This window comes from Aliiroseovarius sp. S253, assembly GCF_049800855.1.
Lineage (GTDB): Bacteria > Pseudomonadota > Alphaproteobacteria > Rhodobacterales > Rhodobacteraceae > Aliiroseovarius.
Map to the genome: position 1 here is coordinate 719,976 of NZ_JBNAFW010000001.1, position 24,870 is coordinate 744,845.

15 protein-coding genes, 1 tRNA gene and 2 pseudogenes are annotated in these 24,870 nt (G+C 55.9%); 16 read left to right on the forward strand and 2 right to left on the reverse strand.

Annotated elements, in window-relative coordinates:
• The first annotated feature begins 121 nt into the window (after nucleotides 1-121).
• The 7 genes and pseudogenes from ACP15F_RS03635 to ACP15F_RS03665 all read left to right on the forward strand — a co-directional run bounded on the left by ACP15F_RS03635 (nucleotide 122) and on the right by ACP15F_RS03665 (nucleotide 7,460).
• Nucleotides 122-1,420 carry a Na+/H+ antiporter NhaA gene (locus ACP15F_RS03635; protein ID WP_424939478.1) on the forward strand — a complete coding sequence of 433 codons (1,299 nt, stop codon included), beginning with the start codon at nucleotides 122-124 and terminating at the stop codon, nucleotides 1,418-1,420.
• A gap of 208 nt (nucleotides 1,421-1,628) precedes the next feature.
• On the forward strand, nucleotides 1,629-2,288 hold the full coding sequence (locus ACP15F_RS03640; RefSeq protein ID WP_424939479.1) for an ABC transporter ATP-binding protein: 660 nt from the start codon (nucleotides 1,629-1,631) through the stop codon (nucleotides 2,286-2,288).
• Complete coding sequence (locus ACP15F_RS03645; protein ID WP_424939480.1) at nucleotides 2,266-3,987, forward strand: capsule biosynthesis protein; 1,722 nt, start codon at nucleotides 2,266-2,268, stop codon at nucleotides 3,985-3,987. The genes ACP15F_RS03640 and ACP15F_RS03645 overlap by 23 nt, the downstream gene beginning before the upstream one ends.
• Nucleotide 3,988: 1 nt before the next feature.
• The gene (kdsA, locus tag ACP15F_RS03650) at nucleotides 3,989-4,831 is read left to right on the forward strand and encodes a 3-deoxy-8-phosphooctulonate synthase (protein WP_424939481.1); all 843 of its coding nucleotides are present in this window, start codon (nucleotides 3,989-3,991) and stop codon (nucleotides 4,829-4,831) included.
• Nucleotides 4,832-4,833: 2 nt separating this feature from the next.
• A complete protein-coding gene (locus tag ACP15F_RS03655) occupies nucleotides 4,834-6,276 on the forward strand; it encodes a phosphomannomutase/phosphoglucomutase (RefSeq protein WP_424939482.1) in 1,443 nt (480 codons plus the stop codon).
• Between the two features lie 140 nt (nucleotides 6,277-6,416).
• Nucleotides 6,417-6,491 (forward strand) — tRNA-Gln (locus tag ACP15F_RS03660).
• Nucleotides 6,492-6,755: 264 nt separating this feature from the next.
• Nucleotides 6,756-7,460: pseudogene (locus ACP15F_RS03665) on the forward strand (IS6 family transposase).
• Between the two features lie 247 nt (nucleotides 7,461-7,707).
• On the opposite strand, the gene ACP15F_RS03670 reads toward ACP15F_RS03665, so the two are convergent.
• The gene (locus ACP15F_RS03670) at nucleotides 7,708-9,030 is read right to left on the reverse strand and encodes a ferredoxin reductase family protein (RefSeq protein WP_424939483.1); all 1,323 of its coding nucleotides are present in this window, start codon (nucleotides 9,028-9,030) and stop codon (nucleotides 7,708-7,710) included.
• Between the two features lie 676 nt (nucleotides 9,031-9,706).
• Between ACP15F_RS03670 and ACP15F_RS03675 the strand changes: the two genes are divergently transcribed.
• Together ACP15F_RS03675 and ACP15F_RS03680 are read left to right on the forward strand one after the other, a co-directional pair.
• The gene (locus ACP15F_RS03675; RefSeq protein ID WP_424939484.1) at nucleotides 9,707-12,094 is read left to right on the forward strand and encodes a pentapeptide repeat-containing protein; all 2,388 of its coding nucleotides are present in this window, start codon (nucleotides 9,707-9,709) and stop codon (nucleotides 12,092-12,094) included.
• Between the two features lie 135 nt (nucleotides 12,095-12,229).
• Nucleotides 12,230-12,955 (forward strand): annotated as a pseudogene (locus ACP15F_RS03680) (IS6 family transposase).
• 264 nt (nucleotides 12,956-13,219) lie between these two features.
• On the opposite strand, the gene ACP15F_RS03685 reads toward ACP15F_RS03680, so the two are convergent.
• A complete protein-coding gene (locus ACP15F_RS03685; protein WP_424939485.1) occupies nucleotides 13,220-13,918 on the reverse strand; it encodes a helix-turn-helix domain-containing protein in 699 nt (232 codons plus the stop codon).
• Nucleotides 13,919-14,194: 276 nt separating this feature from the next.
• On the opposite strand from ACP15F_RS03685, the gene ACP15F_RS03690 reads away from it, so the two are divergent.
• The 7 genes from ACP15F_RS03690 (at nucleotide 14,195) to ACP15F_RS03720 (ending at nucleotide 24,842) form a co-directional block, all read left to right on the forward strand.
• On the forward strand, nucleotides 14,195-15,607 hold the full coding sequence (locus ACP15F_RS03690; RefSeq protein ID WP_424939486.1) for an MFS transporter: 1,413 nt from the start codon (nucleotides 14,195-14,197) through the stop codon (nucleotides 15,605-15,607).
• A 66-nt stretch (nucleotides 15,608-15,673) separates the two neighbouring features.
• A complete protein-coding gene (locus ACP15F_RS03695) occupies nucleotides 15,674-17,290 on the forward strand; it encodes an antiporter (RefSeq protein WP_424939487.1) in 1,617 nt (538 codons plus the stop codon).
• A gap of 61 nt (nucleotides 17,291-17,351) precedes the next feature.
• Nucleotides 17,352-21,089 (forward strand): nitrate reductase subunit alpha, encoded by a 3,738-nt coding sequence (locus ACP15F_RS03700; protein WP_424939488.1) that lies wholly within the window; start codon nucleotides 17,352-17,354, stop codon nucleotides 21,087-21,089.
• Complete coding sequence (narH, locus tag ACP15F_RS03705) at nucleotides 21,086-22,609, forward strand: nitrate reductase subunit beta (RefSeq protein WP_424939489.1); 1,524 nt, start codon at nucleotides 21,086-21,088, stop codon at nucleotides 22,607-22,609. The genes ACP15F_RS03700 and narH overlap by 4 nt, the downstream gene beginning before the upstream one ends.
• Nucleotides 22,609-23,325, forward strand: a complete 717-nt coding sequence (gene narJ / locus ACP15F_RS03710; RefSeq protein WP_424939490.1) for a nitrate reductase molybdenum cofactor assembly chaperone — start codon at nucleotides 22,609-22,611, stop codon at nucleotides 23,323-23,325. Before narH ends, narJ begins: the two co-directional genes overlap by 1 nt.
• A gap of 12 nt (nucleotides 23,326-23,337) precedes the next feature.
• The gene (narI, locus tag ACP15F_RS03715; protein WP_424939491.1) at nucleotides 23,338-24,036 is read left to right on the forward strand and encodes a respiratory nitrate reductase subunit gamma; all 699 of its coding nucleotides are present in this window, start codon (nucleotides 23,338-23,340) and stop codon (nucleotides 24,034-24,036) included.
• Nucleotides 24,037-24,041: 5 nt separating this feature from the next.
• Nucleotides 24,042-24,842 (forward strand): peptidylprolyl isomerase, encoded by an 801-nt coding sequence (locus tag ACP15F_RS03720; RefSeq protein ID WP_424939492.1) that lies wholly within the window; start codon nucleotides 24,042-24,044, stop codon nucleotides 24,840-24,842.
• Nucleotides 24,843-24,870 lie beyond the last annotated feature (28 nt).

The window sequence follows — 24,870 nt, forward strand, 5'->3', positions numbered from 1 at the left end:
ACCTCCTGTTGTCGTTTGACGCCGATTAGATTATTTCCAAATGTAACAACATGCGGTCGCATCCCGGCGTTACAGCCGGGGTGCGGCTGTTTGCAAGAACAGGACAAGGACAGGGATTGCCATGTATCGTGTGTGGAATTTCATCACCACCTATTCAGTACTTCTTATCAGTGGTGCTTTGATTGCGTTGGTTTGGGCAAATATTGATCCCCACTCTTATCACCATTTTGTCGAGTATCCGATTTGGTTTAACGGCTGGATCGGCATCGACATCGGGTACTGGGAAAAGGCCTATGGCGAGGCATCGCACCACTTTGAATATGGCGATGTCGAGAAGGTTCTGACCTTCCACTATCTGATCAACGACGTGTTGATGGCGCTGTTCTTTGCCATTGCCGGTAAAGAGGTTTGGGAAGCTGTAATCCTGAAAAACGGTAGCTTGCGCGGCAAAAAAGCGGCGACGCCGCTGGTCGCGACGGCAGGAGGAATGCTTGGACCGATCGCGGTTTATCTGGGGATCGCTTATTTCCTCGGCTCCAGTACGTTTGACGCTGTTGCGCGTGGTTGGGCTATTCCAACTGCGACCGACATCGCCTTCAGCTATCTTGTTGGCCGACTTGTCTTCGGTGCGGGCCACCCGGCCGTGCGCTTCTTGCTACTCTTGGCCATCGCTGACGATGCTGCGGGTCTGATCATTCTGGCGATTTTCTATCCGTCGGGCGAGTTGGCCCCCGAATGGCTGCTTCTGTCTGTCGCGGCTTCCGTCATCGCTTTCGTGCTGTTCAACTGGTTGCCGCGCCGCAAGGACCGGGGCGATCAGCTGCGTCGGTACTCGACCTTTGTACGTAAGCGGCTGGGTTGGATTCCTTACGCCATCGCGGGCTGTCTCAGCTGGTATGGCTTTGCGCAGGCGGGTATTCACCCGGCGCTGGGTCTGCTTCCGGTAATTCCGGCCATTCCACACGCAGACCGCGCGTTTGGCATCTTCGCGGAAGCTGAAAAGTACCTGACTGACACATTGAACCAGATGGAGCATTCGCTGGCCGTTCCGGTCGATATCGTGCTGTTCTTCTTCGGCCTTCTAAACGCGGGCGTTGAGTTCGGAGCGATTGGCGAAGCTACGTGGCTGGTGCTGGCTGGTCTGATTATTGGCAAGCCTGTTGGGGTCTTCATCATGGGATGGATCGCGGTGGGGCCGATGCGCTTGGGCCTTCCGGCTGGGATGCGATTGGTCGACCTGATCGTGATCGGCTTCGTGGCGGCCATCGGGTTTACCGTCTCTTTGTTCGTGGCTTCGGTCGCTTTCCCACCCGGACCGGTACAGGACGCCGCCAAGATGGGCGCGCTGTTCAGCTTCGGGGCCGTGGCCCTGTCTTTCATCGCGGGCAAGCTTCTGCGGGTAGAAAAACAGCACGGCTGATCCCGACTTATACCCCTTGTGCACAGGGGAGTTTCAGGAAACTCAAGGAAAGCGTCAGAAGTTCTGGCGCTTTCCCCTTTGTTTCGCGGCTTTGAGCGTTAGATAGTTAGGGGAAACAGACATATTTTCGCCGAATTGGCGACCTATAGCTCTTAGTTAAGAAAATAGGCCTAAGAGTAGTGGGACCACATCAGGTATCGGAGCACGAATGCTCGAATTCAGGAATGTCAGCAAGTCCTTCTGGACCGGGAAACAGCGTAAGGTCATTCTAGACCAAGCGTCCTTCCGGGTTGAGCTTGGCAATTCGCTTGGCATTCTTGCCCCGAATGGCACGGGAAAAACTACGCTGATCAACATGATGGCAGGGCTTGAAAAACCCGACGAAGGTGAGATTTTCCGCGGCTGTCGCGTTTCGTTTCCGTTGGGATTTATGGGCGGCGTTGTGAACAAACTGTCAGCCCGTGACAATGCACGCCATATTGCGCGGCTTTATGGGCTCGATCCCGATTACCTTGAAGCGTTTACCCGCTGGCTGTGTAATCTTGATGAATACTATGATTTTCCGGTCGCGACTTACAGTTCTGGGATGCGTGCGCGGTTCACGTTCTCGTTGCTGTTGGCGATGGAATTTGACATCTACTTGATTGACGAAGGCATGCCTCAGACGACGGATGCTGAGTTTAACCGCAGGGCGGGCACCGTGTTGCAGGATCGTTTGAAAGATTCCACGGTGATCGTGGTCTCGCATCAGGCGAAGACTTTGGAAAAATTGTGCAGCTCGGCCGCTGTTCTGACCAACGGCCAGTTTTATCAGTTCGAGACTTTGGAAGAAGCGAAGCAGCTCTATGACTACCAGACCCAAGGCTAATCGTTATCGCATTCGGCGTGGCTCCGGGGCTGCTGCGAACGCAGAGCAGACCACCCCGCAAGAGGCATCGGCGCCACAGGATGAAAGTGGTGTTGCACCCGATCAGGCCGATCAGGCCGTGGCCAACACTGTTGGCAACGAGGCTGAACCGGAAGCGGGCACGCCGTCTGCCTCGGCAAACCCGCTTGAACAGATGGCCTCCGAACCGCAAGAGGATGGCTTGCCCCCTTTGGGTGGCAAGGCGAAGGTCGAAGTGCAGCGCCATTCGAAAGTGTCAGAAGCTGACGAGGCTGCCGAGATCGATAAGGTCCACAAGGAAGGTCTGACAGGTCGCCAGCTGCGCATGGCGCGACGCGTGGCGCAAAAGCACGGCATTCACGCTGAAACTGATCAGGAAGCCGTCTATCGGTTGCGACGGGCGGGAATTGACCCCTTCAAGCGGGCCAACATGCTTGAGCTGGTCGAAGGCGAAGATGACCGCAAACCTTCCAATCTGCCGCAACCTTCTGCACCACCCGGTGTTCCCGCACCAGGTGTGATTGATGCAGCAGAACGCGCGCGTTCGGTTGTGGATATCCAGAAAGACATCGCACGCCGCCGTCGTCGCAATCTGCGAATGCTGCTGTTGCGCCTGGCCTTTTTCGTGGTGCTGCCGACCATCGTCGCAGGGTATTACTATCTCAATGTTGCGACCCCGATGTATGCGACCAAGTCCGAATTTGTCATCCAGCAGGCCGACGGAAACGGAGGAGGCGGGGCCGCAGGATTGTTCGCCGGGACGGGTCTTGCTTCAAGTCAGGACAGCATTGGTGTGCAGGGGTATCTGACCTCGCGCGAGGCGATGTTGCGTTTGGATAGCGATGTGGGCTTTAAAGCGCATTTCAGTGATCCATCGATTGATGTCGTGCAGCGCCTTGATACTGATGCCAGCAACGAAACCGCCTATAAGGTCTACCGTAAACGCGTGAAAATCGGGTTCGACCCGACTGAGGGCATCATCAAGATGGAGGTGATCGCCGCCTCGCCTGAGGTCAGCGAACAATACTCGAAATCGTTGATCGCCTATGCCGAAGAGCGTGTGGACAACCTGACACAGCGCAAGCGCGAAGATCAGATGCAGGGGGCTCTGGACAGCTATGAAGAGGCCGAAATCGAGATGTTGGCCGCTCAGGATCGTGTGCTGAACCTGCAAGAAAACGTAGGCGTGTTCGATGCGACTTCGGACGCCTCATCCCTGATGTCACAGATCAACACGTTTGAGCTTCAATTGCAGGACAAAAAACTGCGGTTGGATCAGTTGCTGGACAACGCTAGCCCCAACCAGGCCCGCGTCGATGGCGTCAGGGGGGATATAGCTCGGCTTGAGACACTGATCGGTGAATTGCGTGGAAAGCTGACCGATACAGGCGGCGAGAACGGGTCTTTGGCGTCGATCAGTGGTCAGTTGCGGATTGCACAAATCAACCTCGAAACACGAACGCTTCTGATGCAGCAAGCCCTGCAACAGCTAGAGGTCGCCCGGATCGAGGCCAACAAGCAGACACGCTATCTGTCGACAAATGTGAGCCCAGTGGCGCCGGATCAGCCCACCTATCCGAAGGCGTTTGAAAACACACTTCTGGCATTCCTGATTTTCTCAGGCATCTATCTGATGCTGTCGTTAACCGCGTCGATCCTGCGCGAACAGATCTCGTCCTGATATGAGCGAGGTAGCGATCGGTTCTGTTCGATTTGGCAATCATCTGCCCTTGTCGGTGATCGCAGGCCCGTGCCAGTTGGAAACGCTGGACCATGCGTTGTTTCTGGCAGAGCGGATGCAACGCGCTTGCGACGATGTGGGGATCGGTTTTGTTTTCAAGGCCTCTTTCGACAAGGCCAACCGCACTTCGGCACGGGGTGTGCGCGGGCCGGGGCTTGAAGCCGGGCTGGACATGTTGGTAGCGGTGAAAGCTGAAACTGGGGTTCCGGTTATGACGGATGTGCATTTGCCCGATCAATGCGCCGCAGTGGCCGAGGTCGCAGATTCGCTGCAAATCCCTGCGTTTCTGTGTCGGCAGACCGATCTTCTGGTGGCGGCTGCGCAGGCCGGAAAACCCGTGAATGTGAAAAAGGGGCAGTTTCTAGCTCCGTGGGATATGAGCCACGTCGCAGATAAACTGGTTTCAGCGGGCAACTCGCAAATACTTCTGACTGAACGAGGGACCAGCTTTGGGTACAACACCCTCGTCACTGATATGCGCGGACTGCCACAGATGGCGGCCCTTGGGTATCCGGTGATCATGGATGCCACTCATGCCGTTCAAATGCCGGGGGGGCAGGGCGCTTCTTCGGGTGGAGAGCGAGCCTTTGCACCGGTGTTGGCGCGGGCTGCGGTTGCTGTCGGTGTTGCGGGCGTGTTCATCGAGACTCATCAAGACCCCGACAACGCGCCGTCGGACGGTCCCAACATGATCCCGATTGAACAGATGCCCGGCTTGCTGGCGGATTTGGCTGCACTGGACGCCGTAGCCAAAGCACGTCCCGTTGGTGGTGGAACGGCCTGACCATGCGCATCTGCCCTTCAGGTTTTCGCGAATATGATGTGCGCTGGCGCTATCCAGATCAGATCGACCTTGAAGGGGTGCAGGCGTTGGGAATGTCGCTTGGCGCCCAGCTTTTGCGCCGGAACCTTGGCAACCAGATCGTCGTTGGGCATGACTACAGAAGCTATGCGCCCACGGTGAAAGATGCGCTGGTGTCGGGGCTGGTCGCCTCGGGTGCGCATGTTCTGGATATCGGTCTGTGCCTGTCGCCCACAGCCTATTTCGCTCAGTTTCACCTGGACGTTCCGGCTGTGGCCATGGTGACAGCCAGTCACAACCCCAATGGTTGGACAGGGGTGAAGATGGGATTTGACCGGCCTTGCACCCACGGTCCTACGGATGTTCTCGAGTTGCGAGGCATCGTGGAACAAAGCTCTGGGCGCGCGCGCGCGGGTGGGCGTGCGGAACAGGTGTCTGGCGTGCAAGAGGCCTATCTGAAGGATCTATCGCAGGGCGGCCCGCTTTCGCGCCCGCTGCGTGCGGTAGTGGCCACCGGGAATGGCACGGCAGGGCTGTTTGCCCCTGAGCTACTTCGGCGTATCGGCGTCGATGTGATCGAGCTTCACTGCAATCTTGATCACAGCTTTCCGAACTACAACCCAAACCCCGAGGCCGTTGAAATGCAGCGCGATATGGCGCGCGCCGTTCTGGAAACCGGTGCGGATCTTGCGTTTGGGTTCGACGGCGACGGGGATCGTTGCGGTGTCGTCGACGGCAAGGGGCAGGCAGTGTCATCCGACAAGTTGGGGCTGTTGCTGGCTCGGGCGATGGTCGCGGATCATCCGGGCGCACGTTTTCTGGCTGATGTGAAATCCACGGCACTGTTTGCCACGGATCCAGTTTTGAAGGCCGCGGGCGCGCATGTGGAGTACTGGAAAACCGGACACAGCCATATGAAGCGCCGATTACGTGACACCAACGGCTTGGCGGCGTTCGAGAAATCTGGGCATCACTTTCTAGCGCCTCCCATTGGGCGTGGATATGATTGCGGCTTGCGTGTCGCTGTAGAACTGTGTCGTGCCTTGACTATGGCTGATACGGTGTCCTTGGCGGACGAAATCTTGGGGCTGGGCCAAAGCTGGATCTCGCCCACCATGTCGCCTCACTGTGATGATGCCGTTAAATACCAAGTGGTCGAGCGGCTTGCAGATTCCTTCCATGTGATGAAAGAGGCCGGTCATCCTTTGGCCGGTCGCAGAATCTCTGACATCCTGACAGTGAACGGTGTGCGGGTGCAGTTAGAGGACGGAAGTTGGGCACTTGTGCGTGCGTCTTCGAATACGTCGAATCTTGTTGTGGTCTGTGAAAGCCTGATTAGCGAAGCCGATTTAAAGCGATTGTTTAAGGATTTCGACGAGGTGCTTTACAGCGCACCCGAGATCGGTCCCTATGATCAACGCCTATAGAAAGCCCGTCTTCACACAGGTCCAGGGTAGTCGCGAATGCGCGGTTTTAGCGCCGTATGTTGACCTGCCGAAATTCCTGCACGAACCGAATTTTTAGGGTTGCACCTCGTTTCGGCTTTGGCTAGTTAATCGCGCACGGTTGGGGTGTAGCCAAGTGGTAAGGCAACTGTTTTTGGTACAGTGTACCGTAGGTTCGAATCCTACCACCCCAGCCAATAAATCCGGTTTCAGTTCTCTCCCACGCGCTTCTTGCGATTTTGTCGCGAGATTTACGTGCGTTGCGGCGTTGGGTTTTCCTGCGCGCTCCAATCCAGCGGTAGGAACGACCTAACCAGAGGTTCCAATGTAAGTTCCACCGGCTGGGTGCCGTCCAGTATGGCAGTTTGAATGCCGGGCGAGAGAAAGGCTAGTGGCGTGATCCTCCGAATATAGCGCTCCGTCTTTCCGACACGTGCTGCGACCTGTTTTAGTGTCCCGCCATGACTAAGTTCTCCCTTTTCCGCTACTTTAAGACGAGCCGCGATATCATCCGCCTTGCGGTGATGTTGTATGTCCGGTTTTGCCGTCGCTATGAAATGTGAAAGAACTGTTGCATGAGCGCGGGACCGAAGTGAGCCACGAAACCATCCGTCTCTGGTGGAACCGGTTTGGTCCGTTGTTTGCCTCTGAAATCCGAAGAAAACGGGTTTAGCAGCTTCAAGCTTACTTGCGTTGGCAGTAGGTACCTGGAGGAGGTGTTCGTGAAGATAAATGGAGAACGGCACTACTTGTGGCGCGCCATGGATCACGAGGGGGAAGTCCTGGAAAGCTACGTCGCGAAGCGCCGAGATAAGCGCTGCCCTGAATTTTGAAGAAAGCAATGAAACGATACAGCCCGCCAGAGCTTGTCGACACAGACCGTCTCAGATCATATGGGGCAGAAATGCGAGAAATCAGATATGTCGAAAAGCAATCAACTGGCCGCTACCTGAACAACCGGATCGAGAACTCGCATCTACCATTTCGTCGACGAGAGCGTGCCATGTCACGGTTTCGAAGGATGCTAAATTTGCATAAGTTTGTCGCCGTACACACCTCAGTTTTCAACCACTTCGATCATGAGCGCAGCCTGTCAAAATATAGATCAATTCAAGCTCAACCGCGCCGCTGCTCTCACCGAGTGGCGCGGTCTCTGCGCTGAATAAAGAGCAGTCATGCTGTTCTAGCTGAGACTGGTTCGAACTAGTCTGACAGCACACGCTCAAGAGCTGTCGAAGACGGGCGCCTCGGCTGCCTGAGCGAACGGTTATTTCGCTTACATTGCCATTCCTCACCAAGGCCCAGAGCTGGGATTAGCGCAGCGCGAAAGCCAGCAGCGCCAAAAATAAGATGACGTTTAGCCCCCAGATCACGAAGGACAACCGACGCCGCGAGTTCATGCTGTGCTTCGGATCAGTCATAGTCAAACCGCTCTGTCAGGATGTGACTTGAAGGAGCGCCCCGGCTGATCAGGTAACCTTCAACGATGTCCATCATCTTGACAGGCCCACAGATCACGAACACCCACTGCTTGATCTCCTTATCGGAAAAGACGTGATCAAGCAGTGCCGGAGTAACTAGGCCCGTTTCGCCGTCCCAGTTTTCGGGCGGCTCGGATAGAACATAGCGCACGTCCTCGGCATCAAGTTCATCGCGATGGACAATTTGCTCAATGCTTCGGTTGCCATAGATAACCTTTACCGCGCGCGGATCGCCGGAGAGACGCATTTGTCTGAGGATACCCAGTAGCGGTGCTATGCCAACACCGCCGGCGATCATGGCAACCCCGGGTTCGTTGCGGCCGTCGACCGATAGACTTCCATATGCTCCATCAAGATAGGCAACGGCCCCCGGCTTAATTTGGCCAACGGTCCGCGTGAAATCTCCAAGTTCTTTAATTAAGAAGGAAACTTTTTCTCCGGACGCCGGTGCCGAGGAAATCGAAAACGGGTTCTCATGGAGCGAAAACGGGCTATGGCCAACATTGATCCAGGCGAACTGTCCAGCCGAGTAATCAAGACCCGCCCCATTGTCAGGCGCGACTGTCAGTTCCCACTGCCTTGGCGATAGCTGGATGACGCTGCTTACGCGCCATGCATTCGCCTTCTTGACGAATGGCATCATCAGGTAAACGTAGAACAGCGATGCGACGGCCAGGCCGGTCAATATCAGCCAAACCCATGTCATAATAGGTTGCGATCCGTACCGGCCCGCATACACGGTGTGGTGGAGCAAAAGAAGCGCAATCAAGACTACGCCAAGGCCATGGAGCAGGCGCCAACTCTCATATTTCCAATCTAGCTGTTTGCGGAATACCGCAAACAGCACAACGCTTGGTAACAGCACGAATGCCGCAATCCCGGATGAAAGATAGATTAAGTCTGTGGTGAGCGTGAGTTGACGCGTTGGGTCCCATGGTCGCTGGCCGCCTGAAGGTGTAGCAACATACAGAAAGGGGTGCAGCAGCGCAAAGAGCAACGCCGTACGCGCCATCACCTGATGGAACCTCATGGTCACATCCATGCCAACGCCGTTGGAAACACGCTTGAAACGACCAGAAAGGACGAACTCCACAAGAATGATCGAATACGCCAGTATGCCAAGACCTGAAGCAAGCTCTTGATGCAACGGACGCGGAGGCCCCCCGACAAGCCAAGAGACGACCAGCGGCAGGAGGACAGCTACGAGATAGGAGAGTATCAACAATGACGATTTCACAAGCTTAGATTGACCCATATCTGCAACCGATGCAATCGGCCGTGGACTTAGCTGAGCGTAATTGAATCAGAATTGGCCGCTGCCTGAATAGTACTTCACGCGGATGTTTGCTGTGATCCGGTGTGGAGTAGTTGAGGTAACGACACATTGGGGCTTTTCGTGGTCGTCCTATGCACCATAGCCACAATCGGATCTCGGCCTGAAGGCACCGAGGTGCGGTTCCATGCAACCCTTGATGATCGTTGCGGCAAGCGGCGGATTGTCCCGCATAGTACGCATTAAAGATAACTGCAGCGAATGACCGCTCGCCCTTCCTTCTGGAAATATCTCTGTTCGCACCCAGCCCTTTCCGGCCCTTATTCGATCACTAGGTTGGCAGTGGCGTGACCGACCAATGTAGCCGTACCGCACAGACGCAAGAGACTAGATTCTTGGAAGGTTAGATGGCAGGTTCTCCGACTTTTCAGTCTTGGCCGAACAATACCCATCGAACGTTTCTAGCGGCCATCGCAAACCACCTCAACTTGCCGTGGCGTCGTGGCAATATCTTCTGGCTTGTGACCGGATTGTTCCCTTCATTTACCTTTCGTTTCCTGACTATCGAGGCAGACGACTTCAGTCGGGAGCGCCAGTTTTTCTTGTCGAGACAGCATGACCGTGCTTGGTTGAAGGGTAGGAAGTTGGTGGATTGTCCATGTCTGTATTTAGAAAATTATTTTCGCTGCCAAATAAACTAGCCTCATTCATTAGTGGCACATTGGTTGATCGAAAATCCGGCGCATTTGGATTTGTAACGGCGGCTATCGGTGTCTCGGCAGATCTCGGTACGCCATGGGTAAATCTACTGGGGCTAATCTGTTTGGGTGTGTTGGCACTTGTCGCACTGCTCGCATTTCTTGCCGCATCTTGTCGGCTTTCGAAGGCCGAGAAAGGGCCGTTAGCGTTCCTAAGAAGAGTGTCTGCCAAAGGCCTTGCTTATAGCATTATGGCGCTCTTAATAATCGCGCCGTTCTATGGTCTGCAGCGCTACATGGGCGGCGATAATGGCGTCATTGCTGAATACGTGACACCCGCAGCAGAGTTGCAAGCATATCTGGACCCAAAGTTTGACCGCCTAGAACGTGCGATCGACGTCCTGACGGAAAACCTCGAAGATCAAAACTCGGCGATGGAAGACCTGAACGAAGGGATTGAAGCCCAGACCGAGGCGGTCACCGGTCTTTCGGACACCATCGAGGAGCAATCTGCAGCGGTCGATGACTTGTCAATTTCCATCGATGCGCAAACAGGTGCGGTCGAAGGGCTTTCCGACCAGGTCGAGGATCAAACTGGCATTGTCACAGATATCCAGGAAACCATGACGTTTTCGGTCGCAATGAATATTATGGATCGAATTCGAGCCGCCCGAGATGGATCGAACCAGGGGCAATCTCTTGCGATGAGGACACTTCTTGCGAGTGGGTTTGATTTCGTAGGGACTGACTATTCCGGAGTTTCGTTTCGTGGTGTTGTGCTGGATGGGGCAAATTTCTCAGAGGCGCGGCTTCATTTTGTCGATCTTCGCGGAACATCTGCTAGAAATGCATCCTTTGCCGATAGCGGTCTGCGATTGGCGCAGGCCGACAACACAACCAACTTTGAAGGTGCCGACCTTTCGGGTGTGTATGCTCCGCTATTTGAAGCTCCGGAAGCGTCATTTATAGGAGCAAACCTGTCAGGAGCAAACTTTCACGCCAGCGATCTTCGTGGGGCAGATTTTTCCAACGCAAACTTAACTGGAGCGTCCTTCGTATTTGCAGATCTTCGAGGTGCGAACCTAAGCGGCGCAGTTTTAGATGGGGCACATTTTGTCGGGTCCCTGCTAACCGATGCGAACATTGAAACTGCGCGTTTCTCGGAAACCAATCTTCTAGGTGCTGCGCTTGACCCTGATCTGTTGAGCGAAGAGCAGCGGGCAGGCGCATGTCGGCACCAAGCACATATACGCGATAGCCGCATAAAGATGATGGAAATATGGGAAAGCAACAAATACGATTCTGGCTACGAATACGATCCAATCAATGAATACGACCAATATGTCCCAGCTGGGCCAGTTGACGATGTCAGCTTGAGGTTATGCAAAAGCGCTTCAGACAGCGCGGTGGATTTCGACGCAACATATCCGCTTGACGCGTCGTTTGTTCTTCACCGCTACTACCTTGATCGGGCCGGTCGCGAGGCAAGGGCCAGATCACGTTTCAAAGCAATGAGAGAGCGGCTTGAAATTGGCAGAGTTGATGCGGTTTTCTTCACAGGGGACGGCTATTACAGACAGCAATGGATACAGGAACTTGAGGCCAATGCCAGCGTGGTGACACCCGTCGGACCATCGTATGTCGATAGCGATCTCACGCTGGTCGTCCTACTTAGTATCGGTGCTGTAAGTGAAGCTGACGTCGACTGGGATTTCGCTTTTAGGCGTCGCCTGTTGCTTGAACGGAAGATTTGGACGTCATTTGATGGCGAATTTGCACGCGTAAGCCACTGGGGCCCCTTCTTTCCCCGCGACGTCCAGCAGGGGGATATGCCAAATGAAGCATTCAACCTTTTCCGCGACTGGACGTTGATGCGAGCCAGCTCTTTTGGAAAAGAGATCACACTGCGACCTGCAACAGTTATAGTGGAGGGCGCCAGTGGCAACACTGAGCTAAGCTTTAAAACAGGCTATATGCGTCAAACGCCCGAAGGAATGGTCGCGTCAAGTTCCTGGCCGTCACACAGCTTGGCGGAACAAGCAGCTGAAGCAGCTGGTGGCGCTGATAACCTTCATTTCGCGCCAGCCACCACGCATTCATACGGGATCAGTTTGCTGCTATATGCATTTCCAAAACCGCTCGAAAGTTACGAGTTGCGCGCGCGAACTAAGATTGATGGCCTGAAAGAGATCGTTCCGGATGTGGATCTGACTGCCCAGATTGACGGATGGAAAACCATTCAAGGCTATCGAGGAAACGTAACATTGCTCCGGATTTCGCCCGTGTCCGCAAGGGTTCATGAAGATGGGAAACTTCAAAGTAGAAAGAGCTTTGAGTTGGATTTCTAAGATCGCAGATCTCTTACATGACGAAGTAACAGTTTTCAGAGTTGAGGTGTGGCCATGATCCCTAACCTGTGGCGCAAGGGCAGTGTCAGACTAACTCAGGTTGAAGCGGGCAGGGCGCTGACTTAGCACCCCGCCATGACCAAACGCGACCCATTCAAGTATTTCAAAACCAGCCCCGAAACGTCGGCCTCAAGGTGATGTTGTATGTTAGGTTTCCACGTTCTCTGTGGAATGTGTAGGATTTGCTGCACAAGCGCGGGATCGAGGTGAGCCACGAACCCATCCGTTTTTGGTAGAAACAATTTGGTCCGTTGTTCGCATCGGAGATCCGACGAAAGCGAGTTCAGCAACTTCGGGCTTTTTCTTGCTGGCAATGGCATCTGGATGAGTCTTTGTGAAAATCAACGGCGAGCGACATTATTTATGGCGAGCTGTGGATCACGAAGGTGAAGTCTTGGAAAGCTATGTTGCCAAGCGCCGAAATAAGCGCGCTGCCCTTAAATTTTTAAGGAAGCAATGAAACGATACGGCTTGCCAGAGCGCGCCGTGACTGACCATCTCAAATCATATAGGGCAGCAATGCGAGAAATCGGAAATGCGGACAAATAAGCGACCGGCCGTAACTTGAACAACCGGATCGAAAACTCACATCTCTCGTTTCAACGACGAGAACGTGCCATGTCTCGCTTCCGACGAATGCGAAGTTTGCCGAAATTCGTCGCCGTGCACGCTTCCGTGTTTAACCACTTTAACCAGGATCGCAGTCTTTCGAAACGTGATCATTTCAAACTCATCAGAACCGCCGCTCTGACCGAGCGGCGTGGTCTCTGCGCGGCACAAAGGACAGCTACACTGGCCTAGCTGAGACGAGTTAGAATTTGTCTGAAAGCACAGCCAATAAATCCCATCTCAGTTCTCCCCCACGCGCTTCTTACTAAACGGTCGCGAGGAGTTGGCTCGTCTATCGGTGCGCCAATCTCTGAGGCCGGTTTCCTGAATTGTAGGACTTGGGGCTTATCAGAAAGAACAGAGAAGACTCAGAGAAGATTAGCGGGGGCTTAAGGAAACCGTCGCTTACTGTGCAAGGTGCCGTCTCTGAACCGCTTTCGGGACTGTTCTGACGAATTATACGGTCTTGTCGTCAATAAGCGGGCTTGGGCGCGCGAAGCTTTCCAAGTCAGGCTGGTTGGTGATTGTGATCTTGCTACCGTCCACCTGCACCCCATAAGGCTGAAGAGATTTGAAGGCGCGGCTCAAATTCTCTGGTGTCATATTCAAATAGGACGCGAGCCGCTTTTTCTCGGTCTGCAGCTCAAACTCCGGCCCACCGCCTTCGCGTGTCTGTTGGCGCAGCAGATAGTTTGCCAGACGTTCAAGCGACGTACGCAGTTTAAGATCTTTGGTTTTCTTAATCGACGCGCGATAGCCCGAGGCAAGCTCGCACACAATGGCCCGTGCGAAATTGTTATCGGCACTGAAGATTCGGCGCACATCTTCGCTTGGGATCAGGACGACGCGGCTTTTTTCTAGCGTGCGCGCGGACATCAGATTTGGCGCATTGCGCAACGTGGCCGCCAGAATAAAGGTCGAGATCGGTCGAATGATTGCCACGCTGGTTTCGCGGTTATTCCAACGGGCGAAAAGCTCGACCGAGCCGTCAACGACGACGTGCAGGAAGTCGCTGGCATCGCCTTCGGTGATCAGTTCGATCTGAGGCGGGAAGGTCTGAAGATAAGACACATGCATCAGCGACTGGAAGTTCTCCTCGGACATTTCCGAGAACAAATCGAGCTTGCGAATATTTGGTCGATGCGATTCGAGCATGGTGGTCTTTAAGGCTTCTTCAGTTTGAAAAATTCTTAGCGCTGACGATTGATAAAAGTCAAACCTTCGTTTGTTTTCTTTGTCGCTTCAACTTGCGGTTCAGCTGAGGGTGACATGAAGAAATTTGGTAAGTGGTTTATTTAAAACGACAAAATACTATTTTTGACTTGGATCAAAACAAACTGCGCAGACCTCGCTGACGTTGTCCCCATGGAAAACGACCGCACCGCTACCTTGGAAGGGTCGGTGCTGAAGGTCGAAAAGGGGACATGAGATATGGAAATTCAGAATAAGGCCACAAGCCTTTGGAGTAACTTCTTCAACGTCCGAATGGTGCAAATCAGAACCTTCCACATGACGTGGTTTGCGTTCTTTTCCTGCTTCTTTGCATGGTTCGGTATCGCGCCTTTGATGATCATCGTGCGCGATGAACTTGGGCTTACAAAATCGCAGGTTGGCTGGACGATCATTGCCTCGGTGGCAATGACGATCGTCGGGCGCTTCTTTATTGGCTGGCTGTGTGACCGGATCGGTCCAAGGCTGGCCTATACGTGGCTTTTGATCCTCGGCGCCTTCCCGGTGGCCGGGATTGGCTTGGCCGACAGTTTCGAAAGCTTCCTATTTTTCCGTCTGCTGATCGGCATGATCGGCGCGGCATTCGTAATTACGCAGTATCACACCACTGTCATGTTCGCTCCGAACGTGGTGGGGACGGCCAACGCGACCAGTGCAGGTTGGGGTAACTTGGGTGGCGGTGTCACGCAGTTTGCCATGCCGCTGGTCTTCTCGATCTTCATCACGCTGGGCTTCACAGATGCAGCCAGCTGGCGCTTCTCGATGGTGGTTGTCGGCTGTGTGATCTTCGTGGTCGGCATCGCGTATTTCTTCCTGACGCAAGACGCCCCGGACGGAAACTTCAAAGAGCTGCGCGAAAAAGGCCAGCTGGAAGACAAGAAGAAAGTCACAGGCGCGTACTTCAAAGCGATGGCAGACTATCGCGTTTGGGTGCTGTTCTTCATCTATGCCGCCTGTTTCGGCATCGAACTGACCGTCAACAACGTCGCCGCGCTGTATTTCTATGACTACTTCGATGGCCTGACGCTGGTCACCGCCGGTCTGATCGCCGCTTCGTTCGGTCTGATGAACATCTTCGCCCGTACGCTGGGCGGCATCTTCGGCGACAACTTTGCATCACTGTGGGGCCTGCGCGGCCGGACCTTCTGGCTGTTCATCGTGCTGCTGGGTGAAGGCCTTGCGCTGATGCTGTTCAGCCGCATGGACGTGCTGTTCCTGGCCATCCCGATGCTGATCGTCTTCTCGCTGTTCACGCAGATGTCGGAAGGCGCGACCTACTCGGTCGTTCCCTTCGTCAACAAGAAAGCGCTGGGCGCTGTGGCAGGTATCGTGGGGGCTGGTGGTAACGCCGGTGCGGTGGCTGCGGGCTTCCTGTTCAAAGGTGAAATGGCTTGGAACAACGCCTTCTTCGTGATCGGCATCTTGGTCTGCTGTGCCTCGGTTCTGGCCCTGTTCGTCCGTTTCTCGCCCGAGAAGGAGGCCGAAGAACGGGCGCTGTTCGAGAAAGCGCAACTTGACGGGTTGGAGCTTCGTGCCGCCCGCGCCGTGAACGCGGTGAATGAATCGCGCGCTGTGATCGACAATTACAACAGCACGCACGCAGAAAAAGTCTGAACAAAGAACAATGGTGGGCTGCCCGTCCCGGTGGCCCGCCCAATCAAACCCCGAGGAGGGACTGTCGTGGGACAAGATCTAAGAAACTGGACACCGGATGATGAGGCCTTCTGGGCATCCACCGGCAAGTCCATTGCCAACCGGAACCTTTGGATTTCAATTCCCAGCCTGCTGTGCGGTTTCGCCGTCTGGCTGTACTGGGGCATCATCACGGTTCAGATGCTTAATCTGGGCTTCGACTTCGCAAAATCCGACCTGTTTACGCTGGGAGCGATTGCTGGCTTGACTGGTGCGACTTTGCGTATTCCGTCGACCTTCTTCATTCGTATCGCAGGCGGGCGAAATACCATTGTGTTCACCACTGCATTGCTGATGATCCCGGCGGCAGGTGCCGGTCTGGCACTGCAAAACCCGGACACACCTCTGTGGTACTTCCAGATCCTTGCCTTCCTGTCGGGTATCGGCGGCGGTAACTTCTCGTCCTCGATGTCGAACATCAGCTTCTTCTATCCGAAGAAAATTCAGGGCTATGCGCTGGGCATGAACGCGGGTCTGGGCAACTTTGGTGTGACCACCATGCAGATCCTGATCCCGCTGGCGATGACCATGGGTATCTTCGGTGGCGAAAGCCGCACCTTGGTCAACACCTCGGGCACGCTGATTGGTAAGATCCCTGCCGGGACCGAGACTTATATCCAGAACGCTGGCCTGATCTGGCTGGTCTTCCTGATCCCGCTGGCGATCATTGGTTGGATGGGGATGAACAACATCCGCGATGAGCACGTGTCTCCGAACATCCCCGGACCGCTTGGCGCATTCGCCACGATCTCGGGCATGTTGCTGATCGGCTTCATCACTGCGGCTTTCGGCCTGTGGCTGCTGCTGCCGGGCACCGAGGGCGGTCTGCCGACCTCTGGTATGGGCGTGTCTAAGTGGATCGTTCTGCCCATCGTTATCGCCCTGACCGTGCTGGGTCTGAAAATGATCCCCGGCGCTGTCGGTCAAAACCTGAGCCGCCAGTACAAGATCTTCGGCAACAAGCACACTTGGGCGATGACCGTGATCTACACCATGACCTTTGGTTCGTTCATCGGCTACTCGGCCGCGCTGGCACTGACCATCAAAGTTGTGTTTGGCTTCAGCCACGTCGAGGTCGACGGTGTGATGACCCACGACATGGTAAACCCCAATGGCCCGTCGGCCCTGATGTTTGCCTGGATGGGCCCATTCATCGGCGCTCTGATCCGTCCGCTGGGTGGTATGTGGGCTGACAAAGCCGGTGGTGCGAAAGTGACCCAGATCATCTCGGTCGTCATGGTCGCTTCGGCCTTGGGCGTCGCTTACTTCATCCAGCAGGCTTACAACTCGGCTACTCCAGAACAGTACTTCTACCCATTCCTGGGTCTGTTCCTGATCCTGTTTGCCGCAACTGGTATCGGCAACGGCTCGACCTTCCGCACCATCGCGATGGTGTTCAACAAAGAACAGGCTGGACCTGCTCTGGGTTGGACCGCTGCGGTTGCTGCTTACGGCGCCTTCATCATCCCCAAAGTGTTTGGTGAACAGCTGAAGGCCGGAACGCCTGAGTACGCCTTGTACGGCTTCGCGATCTTCTACGCGGTCTGCATCGCCATCAACTGGTGGTTCTATCTGCGCCCCGGCGCCTACGTGAAGAACCCCTGATACGTCTGCCCGCCTATCCCGGCAGATGCCGGGGTAGGCCAGCCAACCTAGGAGAAATCAGATGAGCCACCTGCTCGACAGACTGAACTTCTTCCAGTCGAAAGAACTGGAACAGTTTTCAAACGGTCACGGCCAAGTGACCAACGAAAACCGCGACTGGGAGGACACCTATCGGAATCGCTGGCGCCACGACAAAGTTGTGCGCTCGACCCATGGTGTGAACTGTACCGGATCGTGTTCGTGGAAAATCTACGTGAAGTCGGGGATCGTAACCTGGGAAACCCAGCAAACCGACTACCCGCGCACCCGCCCCGATCTGCCCAACCACGAACCGCGCGGCTGTGCCCGTGGCGCGTCCTACAGCTGGTATCTGTATTCCGCGAACCGCGTGAAGAACCCGCTGGTCCGTGGCCGGTTGATGAAAGTCTGGCGCAGAATGCGCGAAACGATGTCGCCGATCGAGGCTTGGACTGCAATCCAGAGCGACCCAATCCTGCGCGACTCGTATGTAAAGACCCGCGGTAAGGGTGGTTTTGTCCGCGCAAGCTGGGACGAAGCGACCGAGATTACTGCCGCCGCCAACGCCTATACTGCTAAGAAATACGGCCCCGACCGGGTGATCGGCTTCTCGCCGATCCCGGCGATGTCGATGATTTCTTACGCTGCTGGCGCCCGTTACCTAAGCCTGATCGGTGGGGTCTGCGGATCCTTCTATGACTGGTATTGTGACCTTCCGCCGGCCTCGCCCATGACATGGGGTGAGCAGACCGACGTGCCGGAGTCGGCTGACTGGTACAATGCGGGCTACCTGCTGCTTTGGGGCTCGAACGTGCCGCAGACCCGGACGCCGGATGCTCACTTCTATACCGAAGCCCGTTATCGCGGCACCAAGTCCGCTGTCATCTGCCCCGACTATTCGGAAGCCGCCAAATTTGGCGATGTTTGGCTGAACGTCAAACAGGGTACCGACGCCGCACTGGCGATGGCCTTTGGTCACGTGATCCTGCGCGAATTCCACTTGGACAACCAAGTTGAGTACTTCGAGGACTACTGCCGCAAGTATTCCGACTTCCCGATGCTGGTGAAGCTGGAAGACAAAAACGGCAAGCTGGTTCCCGGTCGCTTCCTGCGTGCTGATGATCTGGACGGCAAGCTGGGTGAAGACAATAACCCGGAATGGAAAACCGTTGCTCTGGATGAGAAATCCGGTGGTCTGGTCGCGCCCAACGGTTCGATCGGGTATCGCTGGGGCGAAGACGGGGAATGGAACCTCGAAGAACGCGCTCAGGAAACCGACACCGATCTGAAGATGACTTTGATCGGCGATGGCGACCATGACCGTGTTGCTGGCGTGGACTTCCCATACTTCGGTGGCGAAGCGACCGAGCAGTTCTCGACCGGCGATGACCGTCCCGACGTTCTGACCCGCAACATCCCTGTACGCGAGATCCAGACCAAAGACGGTGTGATCCGTGTGGCCACCGTATTTGACCTGTTCGTTGCCAACTATGGCCTTGATCGTGGTCTGGGCGGCGACTGGGTTGCCAAGGACTATAACGAAGACGTGCCGGGCACACCTGCTTGGGCCGAGAAGATCACCGGCGTATCCGCCGACAAGATCGTCCATGTCGCCCGTGAATTCGCGCAAAACGCCGAGAAGACCAACGGCAAGTCGATGATCATCATCGGCGCTGCGATGAACCACTGGTACCACATGGACATGAACTATCGCGGCGTGATCAACATGCTGATCATGTGCGGTTGTGTCGGTCAGTCCGGCGGTGGTTGGGCGCACTATGTGGGGCAGGAAAAACTGCGTCCGCAGACCGGTTGGTTGCCGCTGGCATTTGCGCTGGATTGGAACCGCCCACCGCGTCACATGAACTCGACCTCGATGTGGTATGCGCATTCGGATCAGTGGCGTTATGAAACTCTGACCGCCAACGAGATCATCTCGCCCACCGCACCGGAAGGTGATTGGGATGCAACGATGATCGACTATAACATCCGTGCTGAACGGATGGGCTGGTTGCCGTCTGCGCCGCAGCTGAAAACCAACCCGTTGGAGGTGGCCCAACAGGCCAAGGACGCTGGGATGGAAATCCCCGCCTATGTGGCTCAACAGCTGAAATCCGGCGATCTGGAAATGTCCTGCGAGGACCCAGATGCGCCCGAAAACTGGCCGCGCAACCTGTTTGTCTGGCGCTCGAACCTGCTTGGGTCTTCGGGCAAGGGGCACGAGTATTTCCTGAAGCACCTGCTTGGCACCGATCACGGTGTTCTGGGCAAGGATCTTGGGGAAGAAGGTGCGCAGCTTCCGAAAGAGGCCAAGTGGCATGAAGACGCGCCCGAGGGCAAGCTGGACCTGCTGGTCACGCTGGACTTCCGCATGTCGACCACCTGTGTCTATTCGGACATCGTTCTGCCCACGGCCTCGTGGTACGAAAAGAACGACCTGAACACCTCGGACATGCACCCGTTCATTCACCCGCTTCAGGCGGCTGTGGACCCGGCTTACGAAAGCAAGTCGGACTGGGAGATCTTCAAGTCCATCGCGCATAAGTTCCAGGAAGTTGCTCCGGAAATTTTGGGCGTCGAGACGGACATCGTTCAAGTGCCGCTTCTGCACGATACACCGGGCGAATTGGCGCAAGATCAGGTGCGTGACTGGAAGAAGGGCGAATGCGACCTTATTCCGGGCAAGACCGCGCCAAACTATGTGCCAGTGGAACGCGACTATACCGCGGTTTACGACCACTTCGTGGCCCTTGGTCCGCTTCTGGACAAGCTGGGCAATGGCGGTAAAGGCATCATGGTCGACGCCAAGCACGAAGTTCAGCACCTTCGCGAGCTGAACGGTGTGCACGAGGAAGGCCCCGCCAAGGGTCAGCCGAAGATCGTGACCGACATTGATGCGACCGAGGTCGTCTTGATGCTGGCGCCGGAAACCAACGGTGAAGTTGCTGTCAAAGCTTGGGACTCGTTGTCCAAAGCAACCGGTCGTGACCACACCCACCTGGCCAAACCTAAGGAAGACGAGAAGATCCGGTTCCGCGACATCGCCGCGCAGCCACGCAAGATCATTTCGTCGCCCACATGGTCGGGTATTGAAAGCGAAGAGGTCTGCTATAACGCGGGCTATACCAACGTGCATGAGCTGATCCCGTGGCGGACTCTGACCGGTCGTCAACAGACCTATCAGGATCACCAGTGGATGCTGGCGTTCGGTGAAGGCTTCCTGTCCTATCGCCCCCCCGTCGATCTGAAAACGATCACCGACGAGGTCCACAGCGAGAAAGACTGGCCGCATGTGGTGTTGAACTTCATCACGCCGCACCAGAAATGGGGCATCCACTCGACCTATTCCGACAACCTTCACATGCTGACGCTGAACCGCGGTGGCCCGGTGATCTGGATCTCGGAAAACGATGCGAAATCGGCAGGTATTGTCGATAACGATTGGGTCGAGCTTTACAACTCGAACGGTGCCCTGACGGCTCGTGCGGTTGTAAGTCAGCGGATGAAGGACGGAACGACCTTCATGTATCACGCGCAAGAGAAAATCGTGAACACGCCCGGGTCTGAGAAGACCGGCAAACGCGGCGGCATTCACAACTCGGTCACGCGTGCAACGCTGAAGCCCACCCATATGATCGGCGGCTATGCCCAGCAATCTTACGGTTTCAACTATTACGGCACCGTTGGTGCGAACCGCGATGAATTCGTTGTGGTGCGCAAGATGAAGAAGGTTGACTGGCTCGACCGTGAAGCGACCCCGAATAAGGAGGCAGCAGAATGAAGGTACGTGCTCAAATCGGCATGGTGTTGAACCTTGATAAATGTATCGGGTGCCACACCTGCTCTGTGACGTGTAAGAACGTCTGGACGTCCCGTGATGGTGTTGAATACGCATGGTTCAACAACGTGGAAAGCAAACCGGGCACCGGCTATCCGACCGACTGGGAAAACCAGGCGCGTTGGAACGGTGGCTGGGAACGCACCAAATCGGGCAAGTTGCAGCCCAAACAGGGGTCGAAATGGCGGATCTTGGCGAACATCTTCGCCAACCCCGACCTGCCCGAGATCGACGATTACTATGAACCGTTCGATTTCGACTATGACCACCTGAAGTCGGCCCCTGAAATGGAGGCCTTCCCGACCGCGCGCCCGCGTTCCAAGATCACTGGCGAGCGGATCGAGAAGATCGAGAAGGGCCCGAACTGGGAAGAAATCCTGGGCGGTGAATTCTCGAAACGTGGTGAAGACTACAACTTCGAAGGTGTGCAAAAGCAGATCTACGGGGAATACGAGAACACCTTCATGATGTATCTCCCCCGTCTGTGCGAACACTGCCTGAACCCGGCGTGTGCTGCGTCGTGTCCCTCGGGCGCGATCTATAAACGCGAGGAAGACGGCATCGTTCTGATCGACCAAGAGAAGTGTCGTGGTTGGCGGATGTGTGTCTCGGGCTGTCCTTACAAAAAGGTCTACTACAACTGGTCGACCGGTAAGTCCGAGAAGTGTACTTTGTGCTATCCGCGCATCGAAAGCGGCAACCCGACCGTATGTTCGGAAACCTGCGTTGGTCGTATCCGCTATCTGGGTGTGATGCTCTATGATGCCGACAAGATCGAGGAAGCCGCGAATGCGGAAGCCACCACCGATCTGTATGACGCGCAGCTGGGTGTCTTCCTTGACCCGAACGATCCCGAGGTGATTGCCGCCGCAGCACGCGACGGTGTCCCGCAGGATTGGATCAAGTCGGCTCAGGAAAGCCCGATCTGGAAGATGGCGATGGAATGGAACGTGGCGTTCCCGCTGCACCCCGAATATCGCACCCTTCCGATGGTCTGGTACATCCCGCCACTTAGCCCGATCCAAAACGCGGCCGAAGCGGGTGCAATCGGCACTGACGGCGCAATGCCCGATGTGAAGAACCTGCGTATCCCGGTCAAGTATCTGGCCAACATGCTGACTGCTGGGGATGAAGCCCCCGTTGTCACCGCGCTTGAGCGGATGTTGGGGATGCGGGCCTATATGCGCTCGAAAACCATCGAAGGTGTTACCGATGAAGGTCTGGCAGAACGCGTCGGTCTGACGGGTCGGATGATCGAGGACATGTATAAAATCATGGCCCTTGCCGACTATGAAGATCGTTTCGTCATCCCGACCACGCACCGTGAGCAAGTTGAAGATGCTTACGATCTGCGCGGCGGCTGCGGCTTCACTGATACCAATGGCTGTTCCGGTGGAACGTCGAAGGCCTCGCTGTTTGGCGGTGCCAAGAAAGCCCTGAAAATGCCGTCGGAGGTGATGTAATGGACCGTTCGCTAAAAGCTATCTCGCTGGTTCTAAGCTACCCCACTCGCGAACTGCAGCAGGCCATGCCGGAAATCGGCGCGGTGCTGGCATCGGATAGCCGTCTTACGGCGGCTGCCCGTCGCGACCTGCGCCCCATGGTTGAGGCCTTGGGTGCGCAGGACATTTATGACCTGGAAGAGCAGTATGTGCTGCTTTTCGACCGCTCGCGGACCTTGTCGCTGAACCTGTTTGAGCATGTTCACGGCGAAAGCCGAGATCGGGGCGGCGCGATGGTGTCGCTGGTCGAGATGTATCGCGAGGCCGGGTTCGATCCGGTGTCGAGCGAACTGCCCGACCACTTGCCTGTTCTATTGGAATTCCTGTCCACGCGTCCCTATGCCGAGGTACAGGATACCCTGGCGGACGCGGCGCATATTCTGGAAGCGTTGAGCGAACGACTGGTTCGACGTGAAAGCCCATATGCTGCCGTGTTCGCCGCTTTGCTACAGTTGTCAGGCGTAGAAGCCGACAAAGAGGCCGTAGCCGAGCTTCTGGAACAGCCCGAGGTCGATCCAAACGATCTGGAGGCTCTGGACGAGATCTGGGAAGAAAGCGAAGTCCGCTTCGGCCCCGATCCCAACGCCGGATGCCCACAAGTGCGCGACATGCTGGCGCGCATGGATGAACCCAAATCAGACACAGCAGCCCGCGCCCCCGGCGTGGCTGCGGAATGATAGGAGGACGAGATGCATAATTTCTTCTTTGGAATCTTCCCCTATATCGCCCTTGGCGTGGGGATCATGGGAAGCATCGCGCGCTATGACCGCGATCCTTTCACTTGGAAAACCTCGTCTTCTCAGATGCTGCGGCGCAAGCAACTGGTGATGGGCTCCATCCTGTTCCATGTGGGTGTGCTGATCATCTTCTTCGGCCACCTGATCGGTCTTCTGACCCCGATCTGGATCTTTGATGCCATAGGTATCAGCCACGGTGCCAAACAGCTTCTGGCGGTCGTCGCCGGTGGTATCGCGGGCGTCATGGCGCTGGTGGGCGGCGGCATGCTGTTCCACCGTCGTTGGACCGACCCGCGTATCCGCCAAACATCCAGCTTCTGGGACATTGCCATCCTTGGCATGTTGCTGGCGCAGCTGGTGCTGGGTCTGCTCACGATCTTCGTCTCGCTGGGTCACTTGGACGGGCACGAAATGGTCAAATTCATGTCCTGGGCGCAGGGGATCTTCACCTTTGACGGTGCGGCTGCCAGCTATATCTCAGATGTGTCGTGGATCTTCAAACTGCACCTGTTCCTTGGGCTGACAATCATCCTTGTCTTCCCGTTCACACGCCTTGTGCACATGCTGTCAGTGCCTGTGCGCTATATCTGGCGTCCCGGTTATCAGGTGGTGCGTTCGCGCCGTCAGAAACCTACGAACCCTGCGGAGTAAAGACCATGAATGCGGCCCTGTTCCCCGATCTCGTCGTCAATGGCGAAACCGTCCCTCATGCGGTAGTTGCCGCTGAAGCACAGAACCATGACGCCCCCACCGGCAAGCCTGGCATTGCTTGGCGCAAGGCAGCCAATGCTGTCGCGGTGCGGACCCTTCTTTTGCAAGAAGCCCGCAAGCGCCAGTTCACGGCTGAACCGGCCGAGGTCGCACCGGGCCGCTTTGAAACAGACGAGGAGGCCCTGATCCGGGGCCTTCTCGAAACCGAAGTCGATGTCGCGTCGCCCAGCGAAGATGCCATTCACGCTGAATGGTCTCGCGATCCTTCGCGCTTCCGCGCGCCGCCACTGTGGGAGGTCTCGCACATCCTGATTGCTTGCGACCCGCGCGACAAAGATGAAACTGAGGCTGCCAAAGCCCGTGCTGATCAGGTACTGGCCGCTGTAAACGCGAACCCGCGCAAATTTGGACACATCGCAGAAGAACACAGCGATTGTGGTTCGAAATCCTCGAGCGGGGCGCTAGGCCAGCTTGGGCCAGGCGACACTGTGCCCGAGTTTGAACAGGCGTTGCGTGTGTTGACCAGCGGAGCCATCACGACTGAACCTGTATTAACCCGCCATGGTTGGCACATCATCCGCATGGACGCCGCCGAAGAGGGGGCTGAACTGCCCTATGACAGCGTGAAACCCCGCATTGCCGACGCAATGGAAAAAGCCGCATGGGCCAATGGCGCGCGCGCCTTCGTGGCCGAGCTTGCCGCCAAGGCCGAGATTAAAGGTGCGGATCTGAAACCGGTGCAGTGATCCAACGGAACCGGGATTAGGGAAAGGA

What these genes read in the sequence shown, in the direction of transcription:
- ACP15F_RS03635 (WP_424939478.1), top strand. Translation starts at nt 122, where the DNA reads ATGTATCGTGTGTGGAATTTCATCACCACCTATTCAGTACTTCTTATC.
- ACP15F_RS03640 (WP_424939479.1), top strand. Translation starts at nt 1,629, where the DNA reads ATGCTCGAATTCAGGAATGTCAGCAAGTCCTTCTGGACCGGGAAACAG.
- ACP15F_RS03645 (WP_424939480.1), top strand. Translation starts at nt 2,266, where the DNA reads ATGACTACCAGACCCAAGGCTAATCGTTATCGCATTCGGCGTGGCTCC.
- kdsA (WP_424939481.1), top strand. Translation starts at nt 3,989, where the DNA reads ATGAGCGAGGTAGCGATCGGTTCTGTTCGATTTGGCAATCATCTGCCC.
- ACP15F_RS03655 (WP_424939482.1), top strand. Translation starts at nt 4,834, where the DNA reads ATGCGCATCTGCCCTTCAGGTTTTCGCGAATATGATGTGCGCTGGCGC.
- ACP15F_RS03670 (WP_424939483.1), bottom strand. Translation starts at nt 9,030, where the DNA reads ATGGGTCAATCTAAGCTTGTGAAATCGTCATTGTTGATACTCTCCTAT.
- ACP15F_RS03675 (WP_424939484.1), top strand. Translation starts at nt 9,707, where the DNA reads ATGTCTGTATTTAGAAAATTATTTTCGCTGCCAAATAAACTAGCCTCA.
- ACP15F_RS03685 (WP_424939485.1), bottom strand. Translation starts at nt 13,918, where the DNA reads ATGCTCGAATCGCATCGACCAAATATTCGCAAGCTCGATTTGTTCTCG.
- ACP15F_RS03690 (WP_424939486.1), top strand. Translation starts at nt 14,195, where the DNA reads ATGGAAATTCAGAATAAGGCCACAAGCCTTTGGAGTAACTTCTTCAAC.
- ACP15F_RS03700 (WP_424939488.1), top strand. Translation starts at nt 17,352, where the DNA reads ATGAGCCACCTGCTCGACAGACTGAACTTCTTCCAGTCGAAAGAACTG.
- narH (WP_424939489.1), top strand. Translation starts at nt 21,086, where the DNA reads ATGAAGGTACGTGCTCAAATCGGCATGGTGTTGAACCTTGATAAATGT.
- narJ (WP_424939490.1), top strand. Translation starts at nt 22,609, where the DNA reads ATGGACCGTTCGCTAAAAGCTATCTCGCTGGTTCTAAGCTACCCCACT.
- narI (WP_424939491.1), top strand. Translation starts at nt 23,338, where the DNA reads ATGCATAATTTCTTCTTTGGAATCTTCCCCTATATCGCCCTTGGCGTG.
- ACP15F_RS03720 (WP_424939492.1), top strand. Translation starts at nt 24,042, where the DNA reads ATGAATGCGGCCCTGTTCCCCGATCTCGTCGTCAATGGCGAAACCGTC.